This is a genomic window from Streptomyces sp. NBC_01460 (genome assembly GCF_036227405.1).
In the GTDB taxonomy this organism is placed as follows: Bacteria; Actinomycetota; Actinomycetes; order Streptomycetales; family Streptomycetaceae; genus Streptomyces.
Genome location: NZ_CP109473.1, coordinates 314,869 through 333,726 on the forward strand (window position 1 = coordinate 314,869; position 18,858 = coordinate 333,726).

Annotated in this window: 13 protein-coding genes; 5 read left to right on the plus strand and 8 right to left on the minus strand. The window is 70.4% G+C overall.

Going from position 1 to position 18,858, the window contains the following annotated elements:
* Positions 1-23 precede the first annotated feature (23 nt).
* Positions 24-824 carry a M23 family metallopeptidase gene (locus OG488_RS01530; RefSeq protein WP_329225117.1) on the minus strand — a complete coding sequence of 267 codons (801 nt, stop codon included), beginning with the start codon at positions 822-824 and terminating at the stop codon, positions 24-26.
* Positions 825-1,054: 230 nt separating this feature from the next.
* Between OG488_RS01530 and OG488_RS01535 the strand changes: the two genes are divergently transcribed.
* The 3 genes from OG488_RS01535 to OG488_RS01545 all read left to right on the plus strand — a co-directional run bounded on the left by OG488_RS01535 (position 1,055) and on the right by OG488_RS01545 (position 4,297).
* Positions 1,055-2,416: a hypothetical protein gene (locus tag OG488_RS01535; protein ID WP_329225119.1), complete on the plus strand. Its 1,362-nt coding sequence runs from the start codon at positions 1,055-1,057 to the stop codon at positions 2,414-2,416.
* Positions 2,417-2,451: 35 nt separating this feature from the next.
* Complete coding sequence (locus OG488_RS01540) at positions 2,452-3,732, plus strand: hypothetical protein (RefSeq protein WP_329225121.1); 1,281 nt, start codon at positions 2,452-2,454, stop codon at positions 3,730-3,732.
* Between the two features lie 157 nt (positions 3,733-3,889).
* Positions 3,890-4,297: a RidA family protein gene (locus tag OG488_RS01545; RefSeq protein ID WP_329225122.1), complete on the plus strand. Its 408-nt coding sequence runs from the start codon at positions 3,890-3,892 to the stop codon at positions 4,295-4,297.
* Between the two features lie 64 nt (positions 4,298-4,361).
* Here the strand turns inward: OG488_RS01545 and OG488_RS01550 are convergent, their stop codons facing one another.
* Positions 4,362-6,599, minus strand: coding sequence for a CBM35 domain-containing protein (locus OG488_RS01550; protein ID WP_329225124.1), 2,238 nt, complete (start codon positions 6,597-6,599; stop codon positions 4,362-4,364).
* Positions 6,584-7,774, minus strand: coding sequence for a GH12 family glycosyl hydrolase domain-containing protein (locus OG488_RS01555; RefSeq protein ID WP_329225126.1), 1,191 nt, complete (start codon positions 7,772-7,774; stop codon positions 6,584-6,586). The genes OG488_RS01550 and OG488_RS01555 overlap by 16 nt, the downstream gene beginning before the upstream one ends.
* A 445-nt stretch (positions 7,775-8,219) precedes the next feature.
* On the opposite strand from OG488_RS01555, the gene OG488_RS01560 reads away from it, so the two are divergent.
* The gene (locus OG488_RS01560) at positions 8,220-10,598 is read left to right on the plus strand and encodes a cellulase family glycosylhydrolase (RefSeq protein WP_329225128.1); all 2,379 of its coding nucleotides are present in this window, start codon (positions 8,220-8,222) and stop codon (positions 10,596-10,598) included.
* 62 nt (positions 10,599-10,660) lie between these two features.
* On the opposite strand, the gene OG488_RS01565 is transcribed toward OG488_RS01560, so the two are convergent.
* The 5 genes from OG488_RS01565 to OG488_RS01585 all read right to left on the minus strand — a co-directional run bounded on the left by OG488_RS01565 (position 10,661) and on the right by OG488_RS01585 (position 16,855).
* Positions 10,661-11,716: a LacI family DNA-binding transcriptional regulator gene (locus OG488_RS01565; RefSeq protein WP_329225130.1), complete on the minus strand. Its 1,056-nt coding sequence runs from the start codon at positions 11,714-11,716 to the stop codon at positions 10,661-10,663.
* Between the two features lie 85 nt (positions 11,717-11,801).
* The gene (locus OG488_RS01570; protein WP_329225132.1) at positions 11,802-13,562 is read right to left on the minus strand and encodes a glycoside hydrolase family 43 protein; all 1,761 of its coding nucleotides are present in this window, start codon (positions 13,560-13,562) and stop codon (positions 11,802-11,804) included.
* Between the two features lie 28 nt (positions 13,563-13,590).
* Complete coding sequence (locus OG488_RS01575) at positions 13,591-14,505, minus strand: carbohydrate ABC transporter permease (protein WP_329225134.1); 915 nt, start codon at positions 14,503-14,505, stop codon at positions 13,591-13,593.
* Between the two features lie 21 nt (positions 14,506-14,526).
* Positions 14,527-15,480: a carbohydrate ABC transporter permease gene (locus tag OG488_RS01580; protein ID WP_329225135.1), complete on the minus strand. Its 954-nt coding sequence runs from the start codon at positions 15,478-15,480 to the stop codon at positions 14,527-14,529.
* 94 nt (positions 15,481-15,574) lie between these two features.
* The gene (locus OG488_RS01585) at positions 15,575-16,855 is read right to left on the minus strand and encodes an ABC transporter substrate-binding protein (RefSeq protein ID WP_329225137.1); all 1,281 of its coding nucleotides are present in this window, start codon (positions 16,853-16,855) and stop codon (positions 15,575-15,577) included.
* A 339-nt stretch (positions 16,856-17,194) separates the two neighbouring features.
* Here OG488_RS01585 and OG488_RS01590 point away from each other — a divergent pair, with 339 nt between their 5' ends.
* The gene (locus tag OG488_RS01590; RefSeq protein ID WP_329225139.1) at positions 17,195-18,808 is read left to right on the plus strand and encodes an endo-1,3-beta-xylanase; all 1,614 of its coding nucleotides are present in this window, start codon (positions 17,195-17,197) and stop codon (positions 18,806-18,808) included.
* Positions 18,809-18,858: the final 50 nt, after the last annotated feature.

The window sequence follows — 18,858 nt, forward strand, 5'->3', positions numbered from 1 at the left end:
ACCGCGCGCACCACCGTCGCGGATCAGCAGAGCGGTACGCCGGGCAACTGCGCGGCGGGGTGATCGATGTAGATGTTGCTGATGAAGCCGTTCTGGTCGCGCAGCTTGCTCCACCAGTTGTTGCTGTATCCCTCGGCGTTGACCGTGTCGCCCTGCTTCTGGCACAGCACCCGCACGGCCGTCGGACCGGCGAGGGTGGTGACGACGGGGGCGCTGACGCGGGCGTCGGCACGGACGTTCACCCCGCTGCCCCACGTGTTGAACGGGACGCCGCTGCCGCCGCAGCCGTTGTCACTGGTCAGGTACGCCTGGTTGTAGCTGCCGGGGTAGGACAGGCCGGCGCCGTTGATGACGATGTTCTGGCCCACCCCGTTGAGCAGTTGCTCGTAGTGGATGTGGGCTCCGGACGAGTTGCCGGTACTGCCGGTCACACCGATCTGCTGCCCCTGGGCCACGGACGCGCCGCTCGGCACGGAGTACGCGGAGAGGTGGAAGTAGTACGTCTTCCAGCCGCCGCCGTGGTCGATGGCTATGTAGTTGCCGGCCCCGCTCGGCTGCGAGTACCGGGTCGCCGTGCCGGCTGCCGAGGCGAGCACCGGAGTGCCCGCCGTCGTACCACCGTCGGCGCGTACGAAGTCGAGCGCGCGGCGCACCTCGGCAGAGTGGTGGCTGTACGTCCATCGCTGACCGCAGGGGTAGGGCGCCTTGAAGACCGGCGCCGCCGTCGCACCGGTCTCCCCGGCTTGCGCCGGGACGGCCGAGAGTCCGGTCAGGGCCATCAGGGCCACCACGAACAGGGCGGGAAGACGTCTGAGGAACCTCACGAATGCTCCTAGGTGGGGGAGGCGGCCCGGACACGGCCGGGCCGGGACGCGGTGAGACGTCGGGAACGTAGCGGGGGCCCGTATCGCTGACAAGCGCGCGTCGGTCTCCTTCGACCAGGAACGAATTCCTTGCGCCTTCCACCCGGCCGCTCCACCGTGGCGTCCACGTGCCACAGCGTCACCAGGCCGCCGGCCCGGTGCGCCCGTGCCCCGAAGGAGCCCCCACTCCCATGCCTTCGCTCCGTCCAGCCCGCCGGGCGTCGTTCCTCGGCGCCGCTCTCACGACCACGGCCGCTCTCCTGCTCGCGCCGGCCGGCCACGCGGCGGCCTCACCCACCGCGCCCCCTGCCGCCCTCTCCTCACCCGCCGGGGTCCGCGGCGGCCCTCCCGCCGCGTCCCCGCCCACCGGACCCGCGGTGGCGGAGTCCGAAGCCGGGCTGACGCCGACCGGAACGGAGCACCGCAGCGTCGTGGACATCCCCGCGAACGTCACAGCGGGCGTCGCGGTGTTCGACCGGCTCACCGGCCGCTTCACCGAGTCCCTCCAGGCGGACCGCGCCTTCCGTTCCGCGTCCGTGGTCAAGTTGCTGCTCGCACTGGACTTCCTGTGGAACCGGGGGCCCGGTTACGAGGTGCCGCAGGCGGACCGGGACCGGCTCGAGGCGATGCTGAGCAGGAGTGACGACGCCGCCGCCGGTCACTACTGGTCCGTGGGCGGCGGCAGCGCGGTCGTCTCCCGCATGGTGCCCCGTCTGGGGCTCACCGGTACGGCCCCGCCGCCGGCCGGTTACCCGGGTTACTGGGGATACACGGCGACCACCGCCGCCGACACCGTCCGCGTCTACCGCTACCTCCTCGACTCGGCCCCGGCACCGGTGCGCGACCTCGTCATGGGGGCACTGCACCGGTCCGATCGGTGCGCCGCCGACGGCTTCGACCAGGGGTTCGGGCTGCCTTCCGCCTTCGACGGCCCCGGGGCCGTCAAGCAGGGATGGTCCGGCTTCAGCTCCGGCGGCTGCCTCTCCTCCGGGACACCGGCCGCCGCGCCCTCGAGCGCCGGTGGCGCGGGCCCTCGTACGTCCGTGCCGGCGGACGGCGCCGAAGGAGCCGTCACCGGAGGGAGCTCCCCCGGCGCCGCGCCTCCCTCCGGGGGTGCCTCCGCCGCCGCGGTGGACCTGACGTCCGACGCGCTGCACACCACCGGCACCGTGGGACCCGACGACCGGACAGTGGTCGCCGTGCTCACCCTCCACCCCGACGGCACCCCGTACGGAACCGCCTACAGCAAGGTCACCACCCTCACCGGTTCCCTCGACGTGCCCGGAGCCGTCCGTCCCTCCGGCACCCGGTTCACCACCTGGGGCAGTGGCGTCCGTGTCCGCACGGCTCCCACCACCTCCTCCACCGCCCTCACCACGCTGCCCGCCGGAGTGGACGTCCTCGTCGCCTGTCAGAAGCAGGGCGGCCAGGTGTCGGTACCGCCCTACGTCAACGACTGGTGGGCGTATCTGCCCCAGTACGGCGGCTGGATCACCAACATCTACGTCACCTCCCCGGACAACACGCTTCCGGGTGTACCCCGCTGCTCGTGAGACCTTCCCCGCCCCCACCGAGAAGGAGGCGCACCGTGCGCCGCAACCGGAGACCGAACGCCCATGTCCTCCCCGTACGCCGAGGAGCGGCCGTCATCGCGTCACTGTCGGCCGTCGTGGCTCTGACCCTCACGGCCGGACCGGCCGCCGCCCGCGACGGCGTGCCCGACGACGCCCCTCTCGGGGCCGTCAGCTGGCGGGCGGACCTGTCCGCGCCGGCAGCGGACGCGACGAATCTCAGCCGCGCCGACGGTGGACTACGCCTCCACGACACCCGCCGGAGGCCCGCTTCCTCCCGCTCCGCCCAAGGGCAGGGCACGGTCCTGCTCCCCGTACGCGTACTCGACCGCGCCATCGACCGGATCGCCTCCGACCTCGATGCCACCGTCCCCGGCGGAGCCCAGGTCGCCGTCGACGTGCGCGGGCGGGACGGGCTGGGCCGGTGGACCGAATGGCGCGAGGCTCGCGAGGGAGGCCCCGCCCGGCTGCCGCGGGCCGTCACGCGTGTGCAGACCCGGATCACCCTGATCGCCGCGCCGGACGGCACAGCGCCGACCGTCAGCGCCCTGCGCCTGACCGCCGAACTCGACGGCACGCCCCACGAGGCAGCGGCCGCGGAAGCCCTCACGGCCACTGTCTACGCGACCCGGGAGGGCCTGGTCGGCGGCACCACTGCGAACGGGCATGTGATCGTCCCGAACGACCACTTCGTGGCGCTGCCCTCCCGGCGCGGCCTCTCCCCGAAGGGCAGCGGGCAGTACTCGGTGCGCGTCTGCGGACCGGTGCGCTGCGAGACCGCCCCGGTGTGGGACGTCGGGCCGTGGAACACCCGTGACGACTACTGGAATCCGTCGTCCGTCCGCGAGTCCTTCAAGGACCTGCCGCAGGGCAGGCCCGAGGCACAGGCCGCCTACCAGAACGGCTACAACGGCGGGTTGGACGGGTCCGGCCGCCGGGTGCTCAACCCGGCAGGCATAGACCTGGCCGACGGAACCTTCTACAACGTCGGCCTGAACAACAACGGCTGGGTGACCGTCACCTACCTGTGGACAGGCACCGGCGCACCGACCACGTCGTTCCCGACCTGGGGCACCGCCGTCAACATCCGCCAGCAGCCCACCAGCGCCTCCACCCGCGTCGCACAGCTCCCCGGCCCCACCACGGTGCGCGTGCAGTGCCAGGTGCACGGCCAGCTCGTCGAGGCCGACGGCCACAGCAACGACGCGTGGTCCTACCTGCCCGACTACGGGGGGTACATCTCGAACATCTTCATCGACGTCGCGGACAGCTGGCTGCCCGGCGTACCGAACTGCTGATCCCCCTCCCGTCCTGATTCACGGACCCGCGCACCCGCGCGGGTCCGTCGGCGCGTGTGCGCGAGTGCCTCACCCACCGGAAAAGGGAGCGCGGAAGCGGGCGGACCACTGGCAGGATGGCCACGCCCACCGTCTCCGTGGAAGGACCCGACACACCGTGGCTCGTGCCGTCACCCTGATCCGTTCCGCCTCCCTGTCCGGGGTCGCCGAGTACGCCTACGCGGCGACGGCGCCCGCCGAGTCACGCCTCATCTTCCTCGCCGGGGCGTGCCCGCTGAACGAGGACGGCTCCACGGCGGCGGTCGGGGACTACGCCGGCCAGGCGGCGAAGGCGGTCGAGAACATGCGCATCGCTCTCGCCGACGCCGGCGCGACGCTCCAGGACGTCATCAGCACACGGGTTCTCGTCGCCTCGGCGCGCCAGGAGGACCTGGGGACGGCCTGGAAGGTGGTCCGGGACTCGTTCGCCGACCACGACGTGCCCAGCACCCTGATGGGCGTCACCGTGCTCGGCTACACGGACCAGCTCGTCGAGATCGAGGCTGTCGCCGCGGTGCTCGACTGAGTACCACGGCGACACGTTCGCCCGCGCCCCGGCGCGGCGGTGCCGGCACCGCCGCGCCGGTGGATCAGCCCGGCCGCAGGGCGGCCCAGTCGATCTCGGCGTATCCCTGACCCTTGGTCAGCCGGATCCGGTTCGTGCCCCCGCGCAGGGTGACGCGCGCCGTGGCGGTCTTCGCCACGGCGTCCTGCCGGGCCGTCCCGAGCCACTCCCCTGTGGAGGGGTAGCTGATCCGGCCCGCGTCCACGCCGCCCACGGTGACGGTGTGGTCGGCCACGCCCGCCAGGCCGTTGGCGTATCCGACGTCCAGCAGATAGCTGCCGTCGCGGGGCGCGTCGACCGTGAACTCCACCGCGCTCGTCGGACGGTCGATGCCTCCTACGAAGTCGGGGAACTCGTTCCACCGGTAGTGCCGGGTGGCCGCGTCCGTCACCGCGGCGTTCTCGGCCTCGTAGCGGTGGGTGTCCGGGCGGACGTCGATGTAGTCCAGCTCCGCGTGGCCGAGGCCTTTGGAGAGGGTGATCGTGTTGCTGCCCGCCGACAGTGCCACGCGTGCGGTCGACGTACGCATCGTGGTGTTCGCCCAGCCGCCGGTGGCCTCGTACTCCACCTCCCCCTGCCGCTCGCTCCCGACGGTGACGGTGTGACTCGCCGGTCCTGTGGTGCCGTTGGCGTAGCGCACGGTCATCGTGTGGATCCCCGCCTTCGCCGCCTCCACGGTGAAGGCGACGGAGCTGTCCGCGCGATCGATCCCGCCGACGTAGCCGCGCCCCGACGCCTGCGCCGTGTCGCTGCCCAGATGGGTCACGACGCCGGTGCCCCGCGCGTCCTCGGCCTCGTACTTGCCGGGGCGGGCGGTTGGCGAGGACGCGGGCCGCACCGTGATCCGGTACCCGTTGAGCCGTTCCATCCGGCGGATCGGGACGGTCAGGTGACCGCCGGCATCCAGGGTGAGCACCTTGTCGTACATGTTGTACGGGGCGCTCTGGGGGTCTCCGGCGCGGTCCGGCCTCTTGTCGGTGGCCAGCGGGTCGGTGGTCCACAGGGCGTAGTCCACGCTGACCCTGACCTGTGGCCCCAGGCCCCGGGCGGCCAGCCCGAGCAGCCTCACGTCGATGTCCCCGTCGTCGCCGCCCGCCAGGACTGTCACCGTCCGCGCGTCGGGGTCCCAGGAAGCGACACCGTCGGCCGCCTGGTAGTGGCGGGTGTCCCAGCGGCTGACGGCGATCTGGGTCCCGCGCATCTCACGGAACCAGTTCATGGCGTACCAGCCGCCGTTGGGCCGCAGGCCGTCCGCCGTGCGGCGCAGGGTGTTCCCGAGGAGACCGGGGTTGGTGTAGATGCCCATGGCCGCGGAGTCGACCCCGTAGCGCGCGAACTCCGCCCAGTGTTTGATCATCGTGCCGGGCACACCTTCGAACTCGCCGTTGCCCGGGCCGTACTCCTCGATCATCACAGGGCGGGGCGAGATGCCGAGCTCCCTCTCCAGGGGCCGGTAGTAGCGGGTCAGTGTCTCGGGTACATCTCCCGGGCTGGGCCCCAGGCTGTGCCAGCCGATGATGTCCGGGAGGGTCCCGGTGTTCTTCGCGTTGACGAGGAAGGCCCGCATCCGGGGCTGGCGGTCGGCGGACTCCCAGGGGTTGTAGTGCTCGTAGTTGGGGCCCATGACCTTCACCGTGGGGTCGGTGGCGCGGATGCGTCGCACGGTCTCGGTCCAGAGCCAGTTGACCTTGGCGTCGTACGTGGCACCCTGGACCCTCGGGTCCGTCATGAACGGGCTGTCCGCCCGCGGGCCCAGCTTGTTGTCCGGTTCGTTGAGCGGTGCGACGGAGTGGAGCACGTCCTTGTACTTCTGGATGGAGCGGGTCGCGCTGTCGACCTTGCCCATCCAGTCCTCGACGCCCTTCCAGACGTAGGGCCAGCCGCCCATGAGGTCGTTGTAACGGGCGACCATCTTCACCCCCGTGCCGCGCAGCCTGCCGGCCACGGCCTCGGTGGAGCTCGGATAGGAGGTGTCGCCGTCCAGGCTCTGGTGCTGGGAGAGCAGCACCTGCGACCCGTCGGCGAGCGTGGCGGGAGTGTCCGGGGTGGTCGTGACACCGAAGAGAGTGCCGAGCCCGGCCTTCTTCAGGGAGCCGGACTGCTGCCCGGTGTCCACGGTGATGACCTCCGGCTCCTCCGCAGCCGCCCGCGTGGGGCCGGGGCTCCTGCCGGCCGCCGGGCCGGAGAGGGACACCGCGAGCGCCGCCGAGGCGAGCAATGCGGTCAGCCGCAGTCCGCCGCGGGCGCTCACCTGACGTCCCACTTCATGTTCTCGCCGCCCCAGCAGTCCCAGATCTGGATCCGGGTGCCGTTGCCTGTCCCCTGGCCGGCTGCTTCGAGGCAGCGCCCGGAGTTGGGGTTGCGGAGCGTTCCGTCGCTGCCCCGGGTCCACTGCTGGTTGGCACCGCCCCAGCAGTCCCACAGTCCGACGCCGGAGCCGTTGGCGCGGGCGCCCGCTCCGCCCGCGACCTCCAGGCACTTGCCGAACGCCCGTATCGTCCCGTCGGATGCGAGGGTCCACTGCTGGGGTGCCCCACCCCAGCAGTCCCAGAGGATCACCGGAGTGCCGTTGGCGCTGCTGCCGTTCGTGACGTCGAGGCAGCGCTTGCTCTGCCGCCCGACGACGGCCTTCGCGCTGCCCGCCGCGCCGTTCGCGGTGAAGGAGAAGTCGTCGACGGCGAGCCCCGCCCCGCCGACCCAGGGCTCGAAGCCGGCCTGGACGCTGGTCAGGTACCAGGAGCTCTGGATCTGTCCCCGGGCCACGGCGTCGTCGGTGAACGACCGCACCGCGAAGTCCAGCGAGCCGGTTCCCGCGGTACGGACGTATGAGATGACGTTCCAGCCGATGTTGCCGACCCACACGTCCCAGTCGGCGCCTTCGAGCCGGGCGGTGGCGACCTTCGAGCCGATCGGCTGAGGACGGCCGCGGTGATCCAGCCAGATCATGAGTTCGGCGCCGGTGTTCTGGCCGTCCGTCCGGGGGGTCGGGTCGAACCACAGGTCGTAGGAGGCGTTCCACTCCCCCGAGGCGGGCCGTGTGATCGCCACCGAGCTGCGCGCCCCCGCGGCGTCGCTCACCCGGAGCGGAAGTCCGCTGCCGGTGGTGCAGTTGCCGTAGTGACAGCCCGCGTAGATCGACGGATACCCGGCGGGGACGTTGTTCGTGGGGTTGTTGTGATCGGCCGCGGTGACGGCGAACCCGCGGTCGCGGACCTCGACGCACTGGTGGGTCGACGCACCCCAGCGGTTGTTCTGAACGACGTAACGCCCCTGCTGGACGGCGGCGGAGGCGTACGGGTCGCACAGAGTCGTCGCCGCCGCCGCGGTGGGCGCCACAGCGAGGTACGCGCCGAACACGGCGGCCAGCAGGGACAGCAGGGCGGCCCAGGTACGGAGGGCGGTCGGAGCGCGGCTCGGGTTTCGCGGCTGCGTCGGCAATGCATTCGCCTTTCTGCGCTGTGCCTCGGGAACGAGGCGAGGGGGGAAGTGCCCACCCTGGAGGGAGCGCTCCCATGCGCCCTGAATTCTGCACACCGGCCACCGGCTCAGGAAGTCGCAGTCGGAATTCTTCGAATTCTCGACAGATCTACCGGTAGGAACGGCATCCGGTTTCGCGACCCGGTGGACGCTTTCGAGCCACCCTCGTGTAAGCGACGCCGGAGTTCGGCACAGCAACCCTTGGTGCTCTCTTCCGCCGAGCCGACTTCAAGTGGCCGGAATCCACCTTCCCCGTCTCGAAACCGAACGTCACGATTCCCGGCATTTCTTCCGGGAATGCGATGTGTGGCGCAAAGGACTTCCGTCCCGGGCGAGGAGCTGCGACGTTCACCCGATTGGGAGCGCTCCCAATCATTGCCGTTCTCCTGGACATCGGAAGGTGCCCGTGAATCTCCTCAGAAGACGTCCGCCGCTGGCGGTACTCACGGCCGTGGTGGCCTGCCTCCTGGCGGCCGCACCGGCCGTCGTCGCCCCTCCCGCCGCCGCCCGGGTCGCCCCGACAGCGGGGCAGGCTCCCGCAGCCGCCTCCCCCGCCGGCAGCGGGACGGCCGCGGCCGTCCCGGCCAAGGACTGGCTGCACACCCAGGGCAATCAGATCGTCGACGCGAACGGTGACAAGGTCTGGCTGACCGGCACCAACTGGTTCGGCTTCAACGCCACCGAACGCGTCTTCCACGGCCTGTGGTCGGGCAACATCACAGAGATCACGAGGTCGATGGCCGAGCGGGGCATCAACATCGTGCGGGTGCCCGTCTCCACCCAGTTGCTCCTTGAGTGGAGGAGCGGCCAGGCGACCGTCCCCAGCGCCGTCAACACCTACGCCAACCCGGAGCTGAAGGGCCTCACCAGCCTGGGCGTCTTCGACCACTGGCTCGACCTCTGCGAGCAGTACGGCATCAAGGTGATGCTCGACGTGCACAGCGCCGAGGCCGACAACTCGGGCCACATCCACCCGGTGTGGTGGAAGGGCGCCGTCACCACCGAGCAGTTCTACACGGCCTGGGAGTGGGTGACCGCCCGCTACAAGGACGACGACACGATCGTCGCGATGGACGTCAAGAACGAGCCCCACGGGAAGCAGACCGAGAGCCCGCGGGCCAAGTGGGACGGGTCCACCGACCAGGACAACTTCAAGTACGCCTGCCAGACGGCGGGCCGGCGCATCCTCGCGGTCAACCCGAACGTCCTGGTCCTGTGCGAGGGCATCGAGATCTACCCGAAGGCCGGCAGGTCCTGGTCCTCGCAGACCGAGGGCGACTACCACTTCAACTGGTGGGGAGGGAACCTGCGCGGGGCGAAGGACCACCCCGTCGACCTCGGCTCCCAGCAGGACCAGCTCGTCTACTCCCCGCACGACTACGGGCCCCTGGTCTTCCAGCAGCCCTGGTTCCAGGGCGAGTGGAACCGCACCACACTGGAGCGCGACGTCTGGGATCCCAACTGGCTCTACCTCCACAAGGAGAACATCTCGCCCCTGCTGATGGGCGAGTGGGGCGGCTTCCTCGACAACGGCCCCAACCAGAAGTGGATGACGGCGCTGCGCGACCTGATCGCCGAGCGGAGGATCCATCAGACCTTCTGGTGCCTGAACCCCAACTCCGGTGACACCGGCGGACTCCTCCTCAACGACTGGAAGACCTGGGACGAGGCGAAGTACGCGCTGCTGAAGCCCACGCTCTGGCAGAGCGGGGGCAAGTTCGTGAGCCTCGACCACCAGGTCCGGCTCGGCGGCTCCACGGCCACGACCGGCATCAGCCTCGGCGACCTCTACGGCGATCAGCCGCCCGCCGGTGACGAGCAGGCGCCGTCGGCCCCGGCCGGGCTCGTCGCGACGGCCAGGACGTCGACCTCCGTCACGCTCGGCTGGACGGCGTCCACCGACAACGTGGCCGTGACCGGCTACGACGTCTACCGCGGCACCACCAAGGTGGCCACCGTCACCACGCCCGGCCACACCGACACGGGGCTGACTCCCGCCACCGCGTACTCCTACACCGTCCGGGCCAGGGACGCGGCGGGCAACACCTCTTCGGCGTCGTCCGCGCTGAGTGTCACCACACAGACGGGTGGCACCACCGACACGACACCGCCCGGCGTCCCCTCCGGACTGGTCAGCACCGGCCGGACGGCCTCCAGCGTGGGGCTGCGGTGGAACGCGGCCGGCGACGAGCCGGGCGGCAGCGGCCTCGCGTCGTACAGCGTGCTGCGTGACGGGGTGGCCGTCGGAACCGCCACAGGCACGACGTACACGGACACGGGCCTTTCGGCATCCACGGCGTACAGCTACACCGTCAGGGCCCGGGACGTGGCCGGCAACACCTCTGCGGCCTCCGCTCCGCTCGTGGTCAGCACTTCGGCCGCAGGAGGCAACGGCACGCTGCTGTCCCAGGGGAAGAACGCCTGGGCCTCCTCCTCGGAGAGCGGCGCCACCTCGCCCGACAGGGCGGTGGACGGGGACGGTTCGACCCGCTGGAGCAGCACCTTCCAGGACAACCAGTGGATCAATGTGGACCTGGGGTCGCGGAGGACGGTGACCCGGGTCGTGCTCGACTGGGAGGCCGCTTACGCGAAGGGCTACCGGGTGCAGGTGACGGACGACCCCGCGTTCGCGACGTGGACGGACCTCCACTCGACGACGACCGGTGACGGCGGCACCGACACCCTCGACGTCTCCGGCACGGGCCGCTACGTCAGGGTGCTGGGCCAGACCAGGGCAACCCCCTACGGCGTCTCGCTGTACGAGTTCCAGGTCTACGGGCAGTGATCCCTCGCCGGTGAACCGTGGGGCCGGCGACGGCCGGCCCCACGGGCATGTTCATCCCGGGTTCAGAAGGTCCGGGGCGCTCCTCCGGGCGGGGGCGCCGTGCTTCCGCGTACCACCAGCTGGGTCGCGAGTTCCAGCCGGAACTGGTCCGCCGGCTCGCCGTCGATCACCCGGAGCAGCGCGTTCGCGGCCACCGAGGCCATGTCGAAGAGCGGCTGTCGGACGGTCGTGAGCGGGGGATGCGTCCAGCGGGCCACCGGCAGGTCGTCGAAGCCGACGATGCTGAGGTCGGAGGGGATGGCGTAGCCACGGTCGCGCAGCACCTCGAAGGCGCCGAGCGCCTGGAGGTCGCTGGCCGCGAAGACGGCGGTGGGCGGATCCTCCCCGGAGTGCTGGAGTCCGTCGAGGAGCCGGGCCATCTCGGTGCGGCCGGAGGCGTCGTTGAACTCCCCGTGCGCCACCCAGCCCGTCGGCATGGGCAGTCCGGCCTGCTCCATCGTCGCGCGGAAGCCGTCGGCGCGTGCCCGGCTGCACAGAACCTGGCGTGGGCCCGCCAGGTGGGCGATGCGGGTGTGCCCGAGCCCGATGAGGTGCTCGGTGGCGCTCACGGCACCGGCCCAGTTGGTCGCACCGACCGTGGGCACGAGGGCGTCGACGCTGCCGACGGGATCGAGGAGCACGAAGGGGACGTCGAGTGCGGTGAGCCGCTTCCGCTGTTGCTGCGTGAGGTCGGAGACGACCAGGATCGCCCCGTTGCTGCGGCGGGCCGCGAGCTGGTCGATCCACTCGCGGGTGTCGGAGCTGCGGCCGTGGACGGCCGAGAGCACCATGCTGGCCCCCGCCTCGTGGAGGACTTCGTCGACGCCTCGGATGATCTCAACCGACCAGAGGCTGTCGAGCTCGTTGAGGACGAGGTCGATGACGGCTCCGCGGCGGCGGGCCGGGCGCCGTTGGTAGCCCAGGTGGTCCATGACGGCCTCGACGCGTTCCTTCGTGTCCGCAGACACGTCGGAGCGCCCGTTGAGCACCTTGGAGACGGTGGAGACGGAGACACCGGCCTCGGAGGCGATCATGTTGAGAGTGACCCTGCCCGGGCTCTCACGCGTGTCCGAGGTCATCCGAGGTGTCCGTTCCGCTGGGAGGTCCGCACGGTGCCGTTCCTGGGCCGTGACCGTCGAGTCTGCCATGGTCCCGTCGTCGCCTTCACCGCTCCTCGTGGTGGCCGGAGTCCGTCTCGCGGTATTCCGACCAGGCGAAGTCGGCCGCCAGGGCGGCGCCGGTCAGGTCCTGGACGCACAGGCCGGCGAACGCTCCCGTGAAGCCCCAGGACGTGAAGTGTCCGGTGGCCGGGTCCCCCTGGGTCGCGCTCTCGTCGGAGAGACGTGTGACGTCGAGGTCGGGCCCGACGGTCCGCCAGGGGGACCCGTGGTCGGAGCGCCATGCGAAGTGCGCCCGGGTCGTACGGACCGTGAGCAGGAGGTCCAGCGGGCCGTCGGGCACGGCGACGGCCGGGTCGGGTTCGAGGTATCTGCCGTGGTCGCAGAGCCCGACGCGCAGGACACGGCCGAGATGTTCGTCCCACGTCAGGTGGAGGTAGTGCCAGAGCGTGGAGTTGTAGTAGTGGACGATGCCCGCCATCTGGAGCGGTGAGCGGGGTTCGGCCTCGAGCCGGCAGGAGAAGTCGATGGACACCGCCTGCTGTCTGCGCGCGACGAGGCTCTGGCCGTGGGTGGATCCCAGCGACTGGCCGCCTCGCAGCCGCAGGTGCCCCGGGCGGTCGGTGAGGTCGAGCCAGGAGGGGTCGGGGTGGCGGCGCAGTGTCGCCCAGGGCGTGGTCAGCTCGGGTCCGTCGAAGTGGTCGAGGGCGGGGACCGAGGCGACCGGGGCGGGCGGCAGGGCGGGGCCGGGCACGGCGGTTCTCGGGAGGTGCGCGCCAGGCTGCGTGGCGGGCTCGGACGCGTGGGCACCCGTCGGCTCGGAGAGCGGGGCTCCGGCGAGCCGGGGCCATCCGCCGACGTTCCACTCGACGCGCTGCAGCGCGGTCTCGCGGCCGAGCACGCAGGGGCCCATGGGCGTGAGCGGGCGGGCCATGAGGTGGGCGAGGTACCACTCCCCGGCCGGCGTCTCGACGAGGCTGCCGTGGCCGGCCTTCTGCAGAGGCCATGTCTCGTGTCCGGCGGAGGTGAGGAGGGGGCCGTCCGGGTCCGCCTCGTAGGGCCCCGTCAGCGTCCGGGAGCGGGCGACGGTGACGGCGTGTGCCCAGGACGTCCCGCCCTCCGCCGTCACCAGGTAGTACCAGTCGCCCGTGCGGTAGAGGTGCGGACCCTCGGTGTGCGCTAGGGGTGTGCCGTCGAAGACGCGGTGCAGCGGGCCGGTGACCTGTCTCTTCTGCCGGTCCCACTCCTGGAGGAGGATGCCCGCGAAGGGGTGGTGGCCGGTGCGGTGGTCCCACTCCATCCACAGGGCCCAGCTGCGCCCGTCGCCGTCGGGGCCGTCGTCGTGGAAGAGGGACGGGTCGAAGCCGTGGCTCGGGAAGGGCGCCGGGTCCGACCACGGCCCGTCGATCGTGGGGGCGGTGATGACGACGTTGCGTACGTCCTTGAAGGCTCCGGAGAGATTGGTGACGTCGCTGTACACGAGGTGGAAGAGGCCGTCGGTGAACGAGAGGCACGGTGCCCAGACCCCGCCGGAGTCGGGCCGGCCCGTCAGGTCGACCGCCCGTTCCTCGCGGAGGATGCCCCCGAGCGAGCGCCAGTTCACGAGGTCACGGGAGTGGTGGACGGCGACTCCTGGGAGCCATTCGAAGGTGGAGGTCGCGATGTAGTAGTCGTCCCCGACGCGGAGGATCGAGGGGTCGGGGTGGAACCCGGGCAGCACCGGGTTGACGATGGTCGCGGGACGCCGCTCCGCGTGCGTCCTGCGGCGCGGCCGGTCCTGGTCGGGGGCGGTGGGCACGGCGGTCATCGGTATCTCCAGGGAGTAGAAGGCTCGCTCAGCCCTTGACGGCGCCGGCCATGACACCGGAGACGATCCGGCGCGCGAGGACGGTGAAGACGACGAGTACAGGCAGCACGGAGACGACGACGCCGGCGAGCATCAGCGTGTAGTCGGTGTAGTAGCCGGCGGCCAGCTGGTTGAGGGCGATCTGCACGGTGCCGTTCTCGGGAGGCAGGGCGATGAGCGGCCAGAAGTAGTCGTTCCAGGCGAACATGAACGTGAACATGCCGAGGACGGTGGCCGTGGTGCGCACTCCAGGTACCACGACGTGCCAGTAGGTGCGCAGCAGTCCCGCACCGTCCATGCGGGCGGCCTCGACGATTTCGTCGGGGATGTTCTCCTCCACCGCCTGACGCATCCAGAACACGCCGACGGCGGAGACCAGGGCGGGCACGATCAGGGCGGAGAGCTTGCCGTACAGGCCCATGTCGGTGACGAGCATGTAGAGCGGGATGATGCCGAGCTGTGTCGGCACCATGACGGTGACGACGACGCAGACCAGCAGCGCGTTGCGGCCCGGAAACCGGAGCTTTGCGAAGGCGAAGCCTGCCAGGGAGGCGAGCAGCACGTTGCTCACCGCGGTCGTCCCGGCGACGACCAGGGAGTTTCCGAGTGCCTGCCAGAAGGCGGACAGTTCGAAGACACGCTGGATGTTCTCGATCAGATGGCCGCCAGGGACGAGGGGCGGGGTCGTGCCGGCGAGCACGGAGTTGTCGTCGTGGGAAGCGACGACGAAGCTCCAGTAGAGGGGGAAGACGGATCCCGCGGTGATCGCCGCGAGGATCGCGTAGGCGAGTGGTCCCGCCTTGTCCAGGCGTCCCGGGCCGCGGCTCGGAACGGTGCGTCCCTCGCGGCGGGGCCGGGCGCCCTGACGCGCGGCGGGGGGCCGGGAGGGTGTGGTGACGGCCATGAGATTCTCCTGGTTGCCCGGTCAGCCGCGGTCGGAGCGGCGTGCGAGCAGGAAGTTGACTGCGGCGAGGACCGCGATGACGAGGAAGAGCACCCACGAGACGGCCGAGGCGTAGCCGGCGTCGTTGTTGATGAACCCGTACTTGTAGAGCATCAGCGTCAGCGTCTGGAACTGGTGCTCGGCGCCGCCTTCCGCGTTGCCCTGCTGGTCGAAGAGGAAGGGTTCGGCGAAGAGCTGGAGACCGCCGATGGTGGAGATCACGACGGTGAAGACGAGGGTGGGCCTGATGGAGGGCAGCGTCACCTTGCGGAACGTCAGGAAGCGTCCGGCGCCGTCGATCTGGGCGGACTCGTAGAGATCTCTGGGGACCGCCTGCATGGCCGCGAGGAAGATCAGGGCGTTGTAGCCGGTCCAGCGCCACATGACCATGAAGCTGATCGCGAGGTGTGAACTCCAGGTGTCCGCGGTCCAGTCGACCGGGCCGCTGATCAGGCCCAGGCCCTCCAGTGTCCAGTTGACGATGCCGAAGTCCCGTCCGAAGAGCTGGGAGAAGACCAGGGCCACGGCCACGACGGACACGTACTGCGGCACCAGCACGAGTGCCCGCCACACGCTCGTCGCGCGCAGATGGCGGTCGAGCAGCCAGGCCAGGCCGAGGGCGGCGACCAGCTGCGGAACCGTGGAGAGCACGAAGATGCTGAGTGTGTTGTACGTGGCGGTGTAGAAGTCCGAGTCCGACAGCAGCCGGCTGAAGTTGTCGAACCCGACCCACTCCCCCGGCCCGGCGAGCCGGTCCCAGTCGTGGAGGGACACCCAGAAGGTCTGGAGGAGCGGGTAGAGCCCGAAGACTCCGAAGACGACGAAGAAGGGAGCGATGAAGAGGTAGGGCAGCAGGTGCCGCTCCACGCGCAGCCGGGGTGTACGGGCCGGTGTCGCGGTGGTGCCTGAGGTCGTGCGGGTGGCCTGGAGCGCCATGCGGGTTCTCCGAATGGTCGGGAGGGTGGGGACGGGGGCCCGGCGGGCAGAAGGGTGCCGGCCGGGCCACGCGGGGAGCGCGGTGCGCCGTGGGTCAGCGCAGGTTCTTCGCCGCTTCCTCCAGGGCCTTGTCCCAGGCCTGGTCCGGGCTCGCCTTGCCCTGCTCGACGACCTGCAGCGCGTTGCCGAACGGGATCCGGGCCTGCTGGTCCTTCGTCCCCCGGTAGTTGGGCTTCAGGCTCTTGGCCGAGGCGGCGAAGAGCTCTCCGGTCGGAGCTCCGCCGAAGTACGCCTGGGTGGTGCCCTTGACCTCGGCGTCGTCGAGCACGGGGACGAGCGAGGGGAGCGCGCCCACCGGGCCGGTGAAGATCTTCTTCTGGGATTCGGCGGAGGTCAGGAAGTCGGCCAGTTCGGCGGCCTCCTTCACGTGCTTGCTCTGCTTGGGCACGGTGAGGAAGGACCCGCCCCAGTTTCCGCCGCCCCCCGGCACCGCCGCGATGTCCCACTTGCCGGCGTTCGCCTCACCGGCGGCGGTCTTGATCTGGCCGGTCATCCAGGCGGGACAGGTCATGGTCGCCATGCGGCCGAGCTTGATTCCCGCGTTCCACTGCTGGCTGAACGGCTGGAGGTTGGCCGACTGCCTGTCGGCCGTCGCCTTCGCCGTGGCGGTGAAGAAGTCCCGGACCTTCGGGTTGCTGTCCCCGATGTAGGCGTCCTGCGCGTCGAAGAAGCCGAACTCCGTCTGGTTCATCATCGCGGTGAAGATGTTGCCCGAACTGTCGAACCAGGCCTTGTCCTTCACCTTCGCCTGGAAACGCTTGCCCGTGGCGAAGTAGTCGTCCCAGGTGGGCCACAGCTTCGCGACCTCGGCCCGGTCGGTCGGCAGACCGGCCTGGGCGAACAGATCCTTGCGGTAGCAGATGGCGAGGCTGCCCACGTCGGTGCCGTACCCCATCACGAAGTCCTGGGTCCCGAGGGTCCCCTGCTCCCACTTCCAGCCGAGGTACTCGCCCTTGCGGTCCATCGCACCGTGGTCGGCGAGGTTGGTGAACTTGTCCTTCACCGAACGGAACTTGGGGAGGTAGCCCTCCTCGATGGCGACCACGTCGGCCGCTCCGCTGCCGGAGGAGATCTGGGTCGACAGCTGGTTGTGGTGCTGGTCGAACTGGGAGATGCGCTCCTTGACGACGACGTCGGGGTGGGTGCGCTCGTACTCCTTGATGAGCGGCTTGTAGCCGAAGTCGCTGAAGGTCGCGACCGTGAGGGTGATCTTCCCGTCGGCTTCGTCGGCGCCCGCGCCGCAGGCGGGGAGGGAGACGAGAGCGGTGGCGGCGGCGAGCGCGACGACGGTTCTGCGGGCACGCGTACGGCCCATGGTGGTCCTCCGGACAGGCGAGCTGGATGAGTGCGACCACGGTGGGGCTCACCCGAAACGCATGTCAATAGTTTCGCGAAACTTACCGTGGAATTGCACTGTGATTACCGGGAAGGAGTCGATCACCGCAGCTGATGGAGACAGACATCCTGTGACCTGCATGAATCAACAAGCGGCTCTGTGCGCGTGTTGCAGGTTTCGTAACGACAACTCGCTGAGCTGGGGGGAGCTACGAAACTTTCGCGGAGTGTTGACCGGGCCCGGTGTGCACCCTCACCATGCGAACGCCCTGCGGCGACCGCCGGTGGGCCCCCCACCTCGTACAGACCGGAGACACCCATGAGGTACACGGGACATCGCCATGTCCGAAGAACGGTGGGAGCCGCCGTCGCAGCGGCCACCGCCCTGATCGCACTCGCCGGACTGACCTCGTCGGCCGAGGCGGGGACGGCGTCCGCCTCCGTCACCGGCCGGGGCGTCCCCGCCGCCGGCAAGGTCATGCTCGTCATGGGCCAGGACAGCGACACGCTCTCCGACTACCGCACCGACGTGCTGGACAAGGCATCCCTGGGTGCCCCGGCCCCGGGTGGCGTGACCTTGTACACCAACCTGGTCCTGGGCGGCACGCCCGAGCCGCTGGCCGGGATGAACAGCCCCGCGAACTGGGGTGCCGGTACGGTCGACTTCGCCCGGACGATGCGGGAGTACCCCGGCGCGGCCGTCGCCGTCGGGCTGTACCTCTCGGACGCCACCTCCGGCTGCAACAACCAGCCCCTGCGTGCCGTCATCGGCCGCAACGACGCCGACGTGACCGCGGGCAGTCCCAGCCTGATCACACGGTACCGCGCGAAGGTCGACGAGATGATCACGCGGTTCAAGGGCTACGACCGCGACATCCTGCTCCGCATCGGGTACGAGTTCGACGGCCCGTGGAACTGCTACAGCTCCGAGTTCTACAAGGAGGCGTTCCGCTACATCAAGGGCCGGATCAACGCTCTCGGGGCCACCCGCGTCGCAACTGTCTGGCAGAGCGCCGCCTGGCCCGTGAACACCAACACCGACCACCCCGAGTGGCACTACATGGTCACCGACCCGGGGCACCTCGACGCCTGGTACCCCGGCGACGAGTACGTCGACTGGGTAGGCCTGTCGTCCTTCTACAACTCCCGCTCGGTCCAGACGCAGTGGGGCTGCGGCTCGAACGACACCGACCCGGTGGGCCTGCAGAACCGGGTCCTGGACTTCGCCCGCAGCCACGGCAAGCCGGCCATGGTCTCCGAGGCCGCGCCCCAGGGTTCCAGGACCGGGGCCAAGACGTCGAGCTGCATCTTCCGCAACAGTCCCGCCCCCTCCAGCGGCCAGGCGATCTGGGACGGCTGGCACGCCGGCTACTTCGACTGGATCGACCGCAACAAGGACGTCATCCGCTCGGCCGCCTACATCAACACCAACTGGGACGCCCAGACGCAGTGGCAGTGTGCCGCCGGCGCCCAGGCGGGCGGAACCGGCTGTGCGAACGGCAACTGGGGCGACTCCCGGGTCCAGGCGGACCCCACCGTGCTGGCCGCCTTCGTGAACGAGATCAAGAAGCCGATGTGGACCAACGGCGCCTCGGGACCGGCACCGACCCCCACGCCCACGCCCACGCCGAGCCCCACCCCCACGCCGACCCCCAGTGACCCCGGGAACGGCACCTACATGCAGGGCGTGACGGCCGGCGGGACCGTCTGGTTCGCGCCCAAGGGGTTCAAGGCGACCTTCGTCACCGTGCAGTACCGCATCGACCAGGGCGCACCGCAGAACTACTTCCTGACGTTCGACGCCGCCGACAACCGCTGGGAACTGCCGGTCACCGTCCCGTCGGGGAAGACGCTCACCTACTCCTTCAACTACCAGCCCACCACGCAGACCAGCCAGGTGGCGACACCCACCTACCGCTGGACGGCCCCCTGAGCCGTCGGCGCTCACCGACGGGCGCCGTACGCACTCCTCCCCGGCGTACG

What these genes read in the sequence shown, in the direction of transcription:
- OG488_RS01580 (WP_329225135.1), bottom strand. Translation starts at nt 15,480, where the DNA reads ATGGCGCTCCAGGCCACCCGCACGACCTCAGGCACCACCGCGACACCG.
- OG488_RS01535 (WP_329225119.1), top strand. Translation starts at nt 1,055, where the DNA reads ATGCCTTCGCTCCGTCCAGCCCGCCGGGCGTCGTTCCTCGGCGCCGCT.
- OG488_RS01565 (WP_329225130.1), bottom strand. Translation starts at nt 11,716, where the DNA reads ATGACCTCGGACACGCGTGAGAGCCCGGGCAGGGTCACTCTCAACATG.
- OG488_RS01575 (WP_329225134.1), bottom strand. Translation starts at nt 14,505, where the DNA reads ATGGCCGTCACCACACCCTCCCGGCCCCCCGCCGCGCGTCAGGGCGCC.
- OG488_RS01590 (WP_329225139.1), top strand. Translation starts at nt 17,195, where the DNA reads ATGAGGTACACGGGACATCGCCATGTCCGAAGAACGGTGGGAGCCGCC.
- OG488_RS01570 (WP_329225132.1), bottom strand. Translation starts at nt 13,562, where the DNA reads ATGACCGCCGTGCCCACCGCCCCCGACCAGGACCGGCCGCGCCGCAGG.
- OG488_RS01585 (WP_329225137.1), bottom strand. Translation starts at nt 16,855, where the DNA reads ATGGGCCGTACGCGTGCCCGCAGAACCGTCGTCGCGCTCGCCGCCGCC.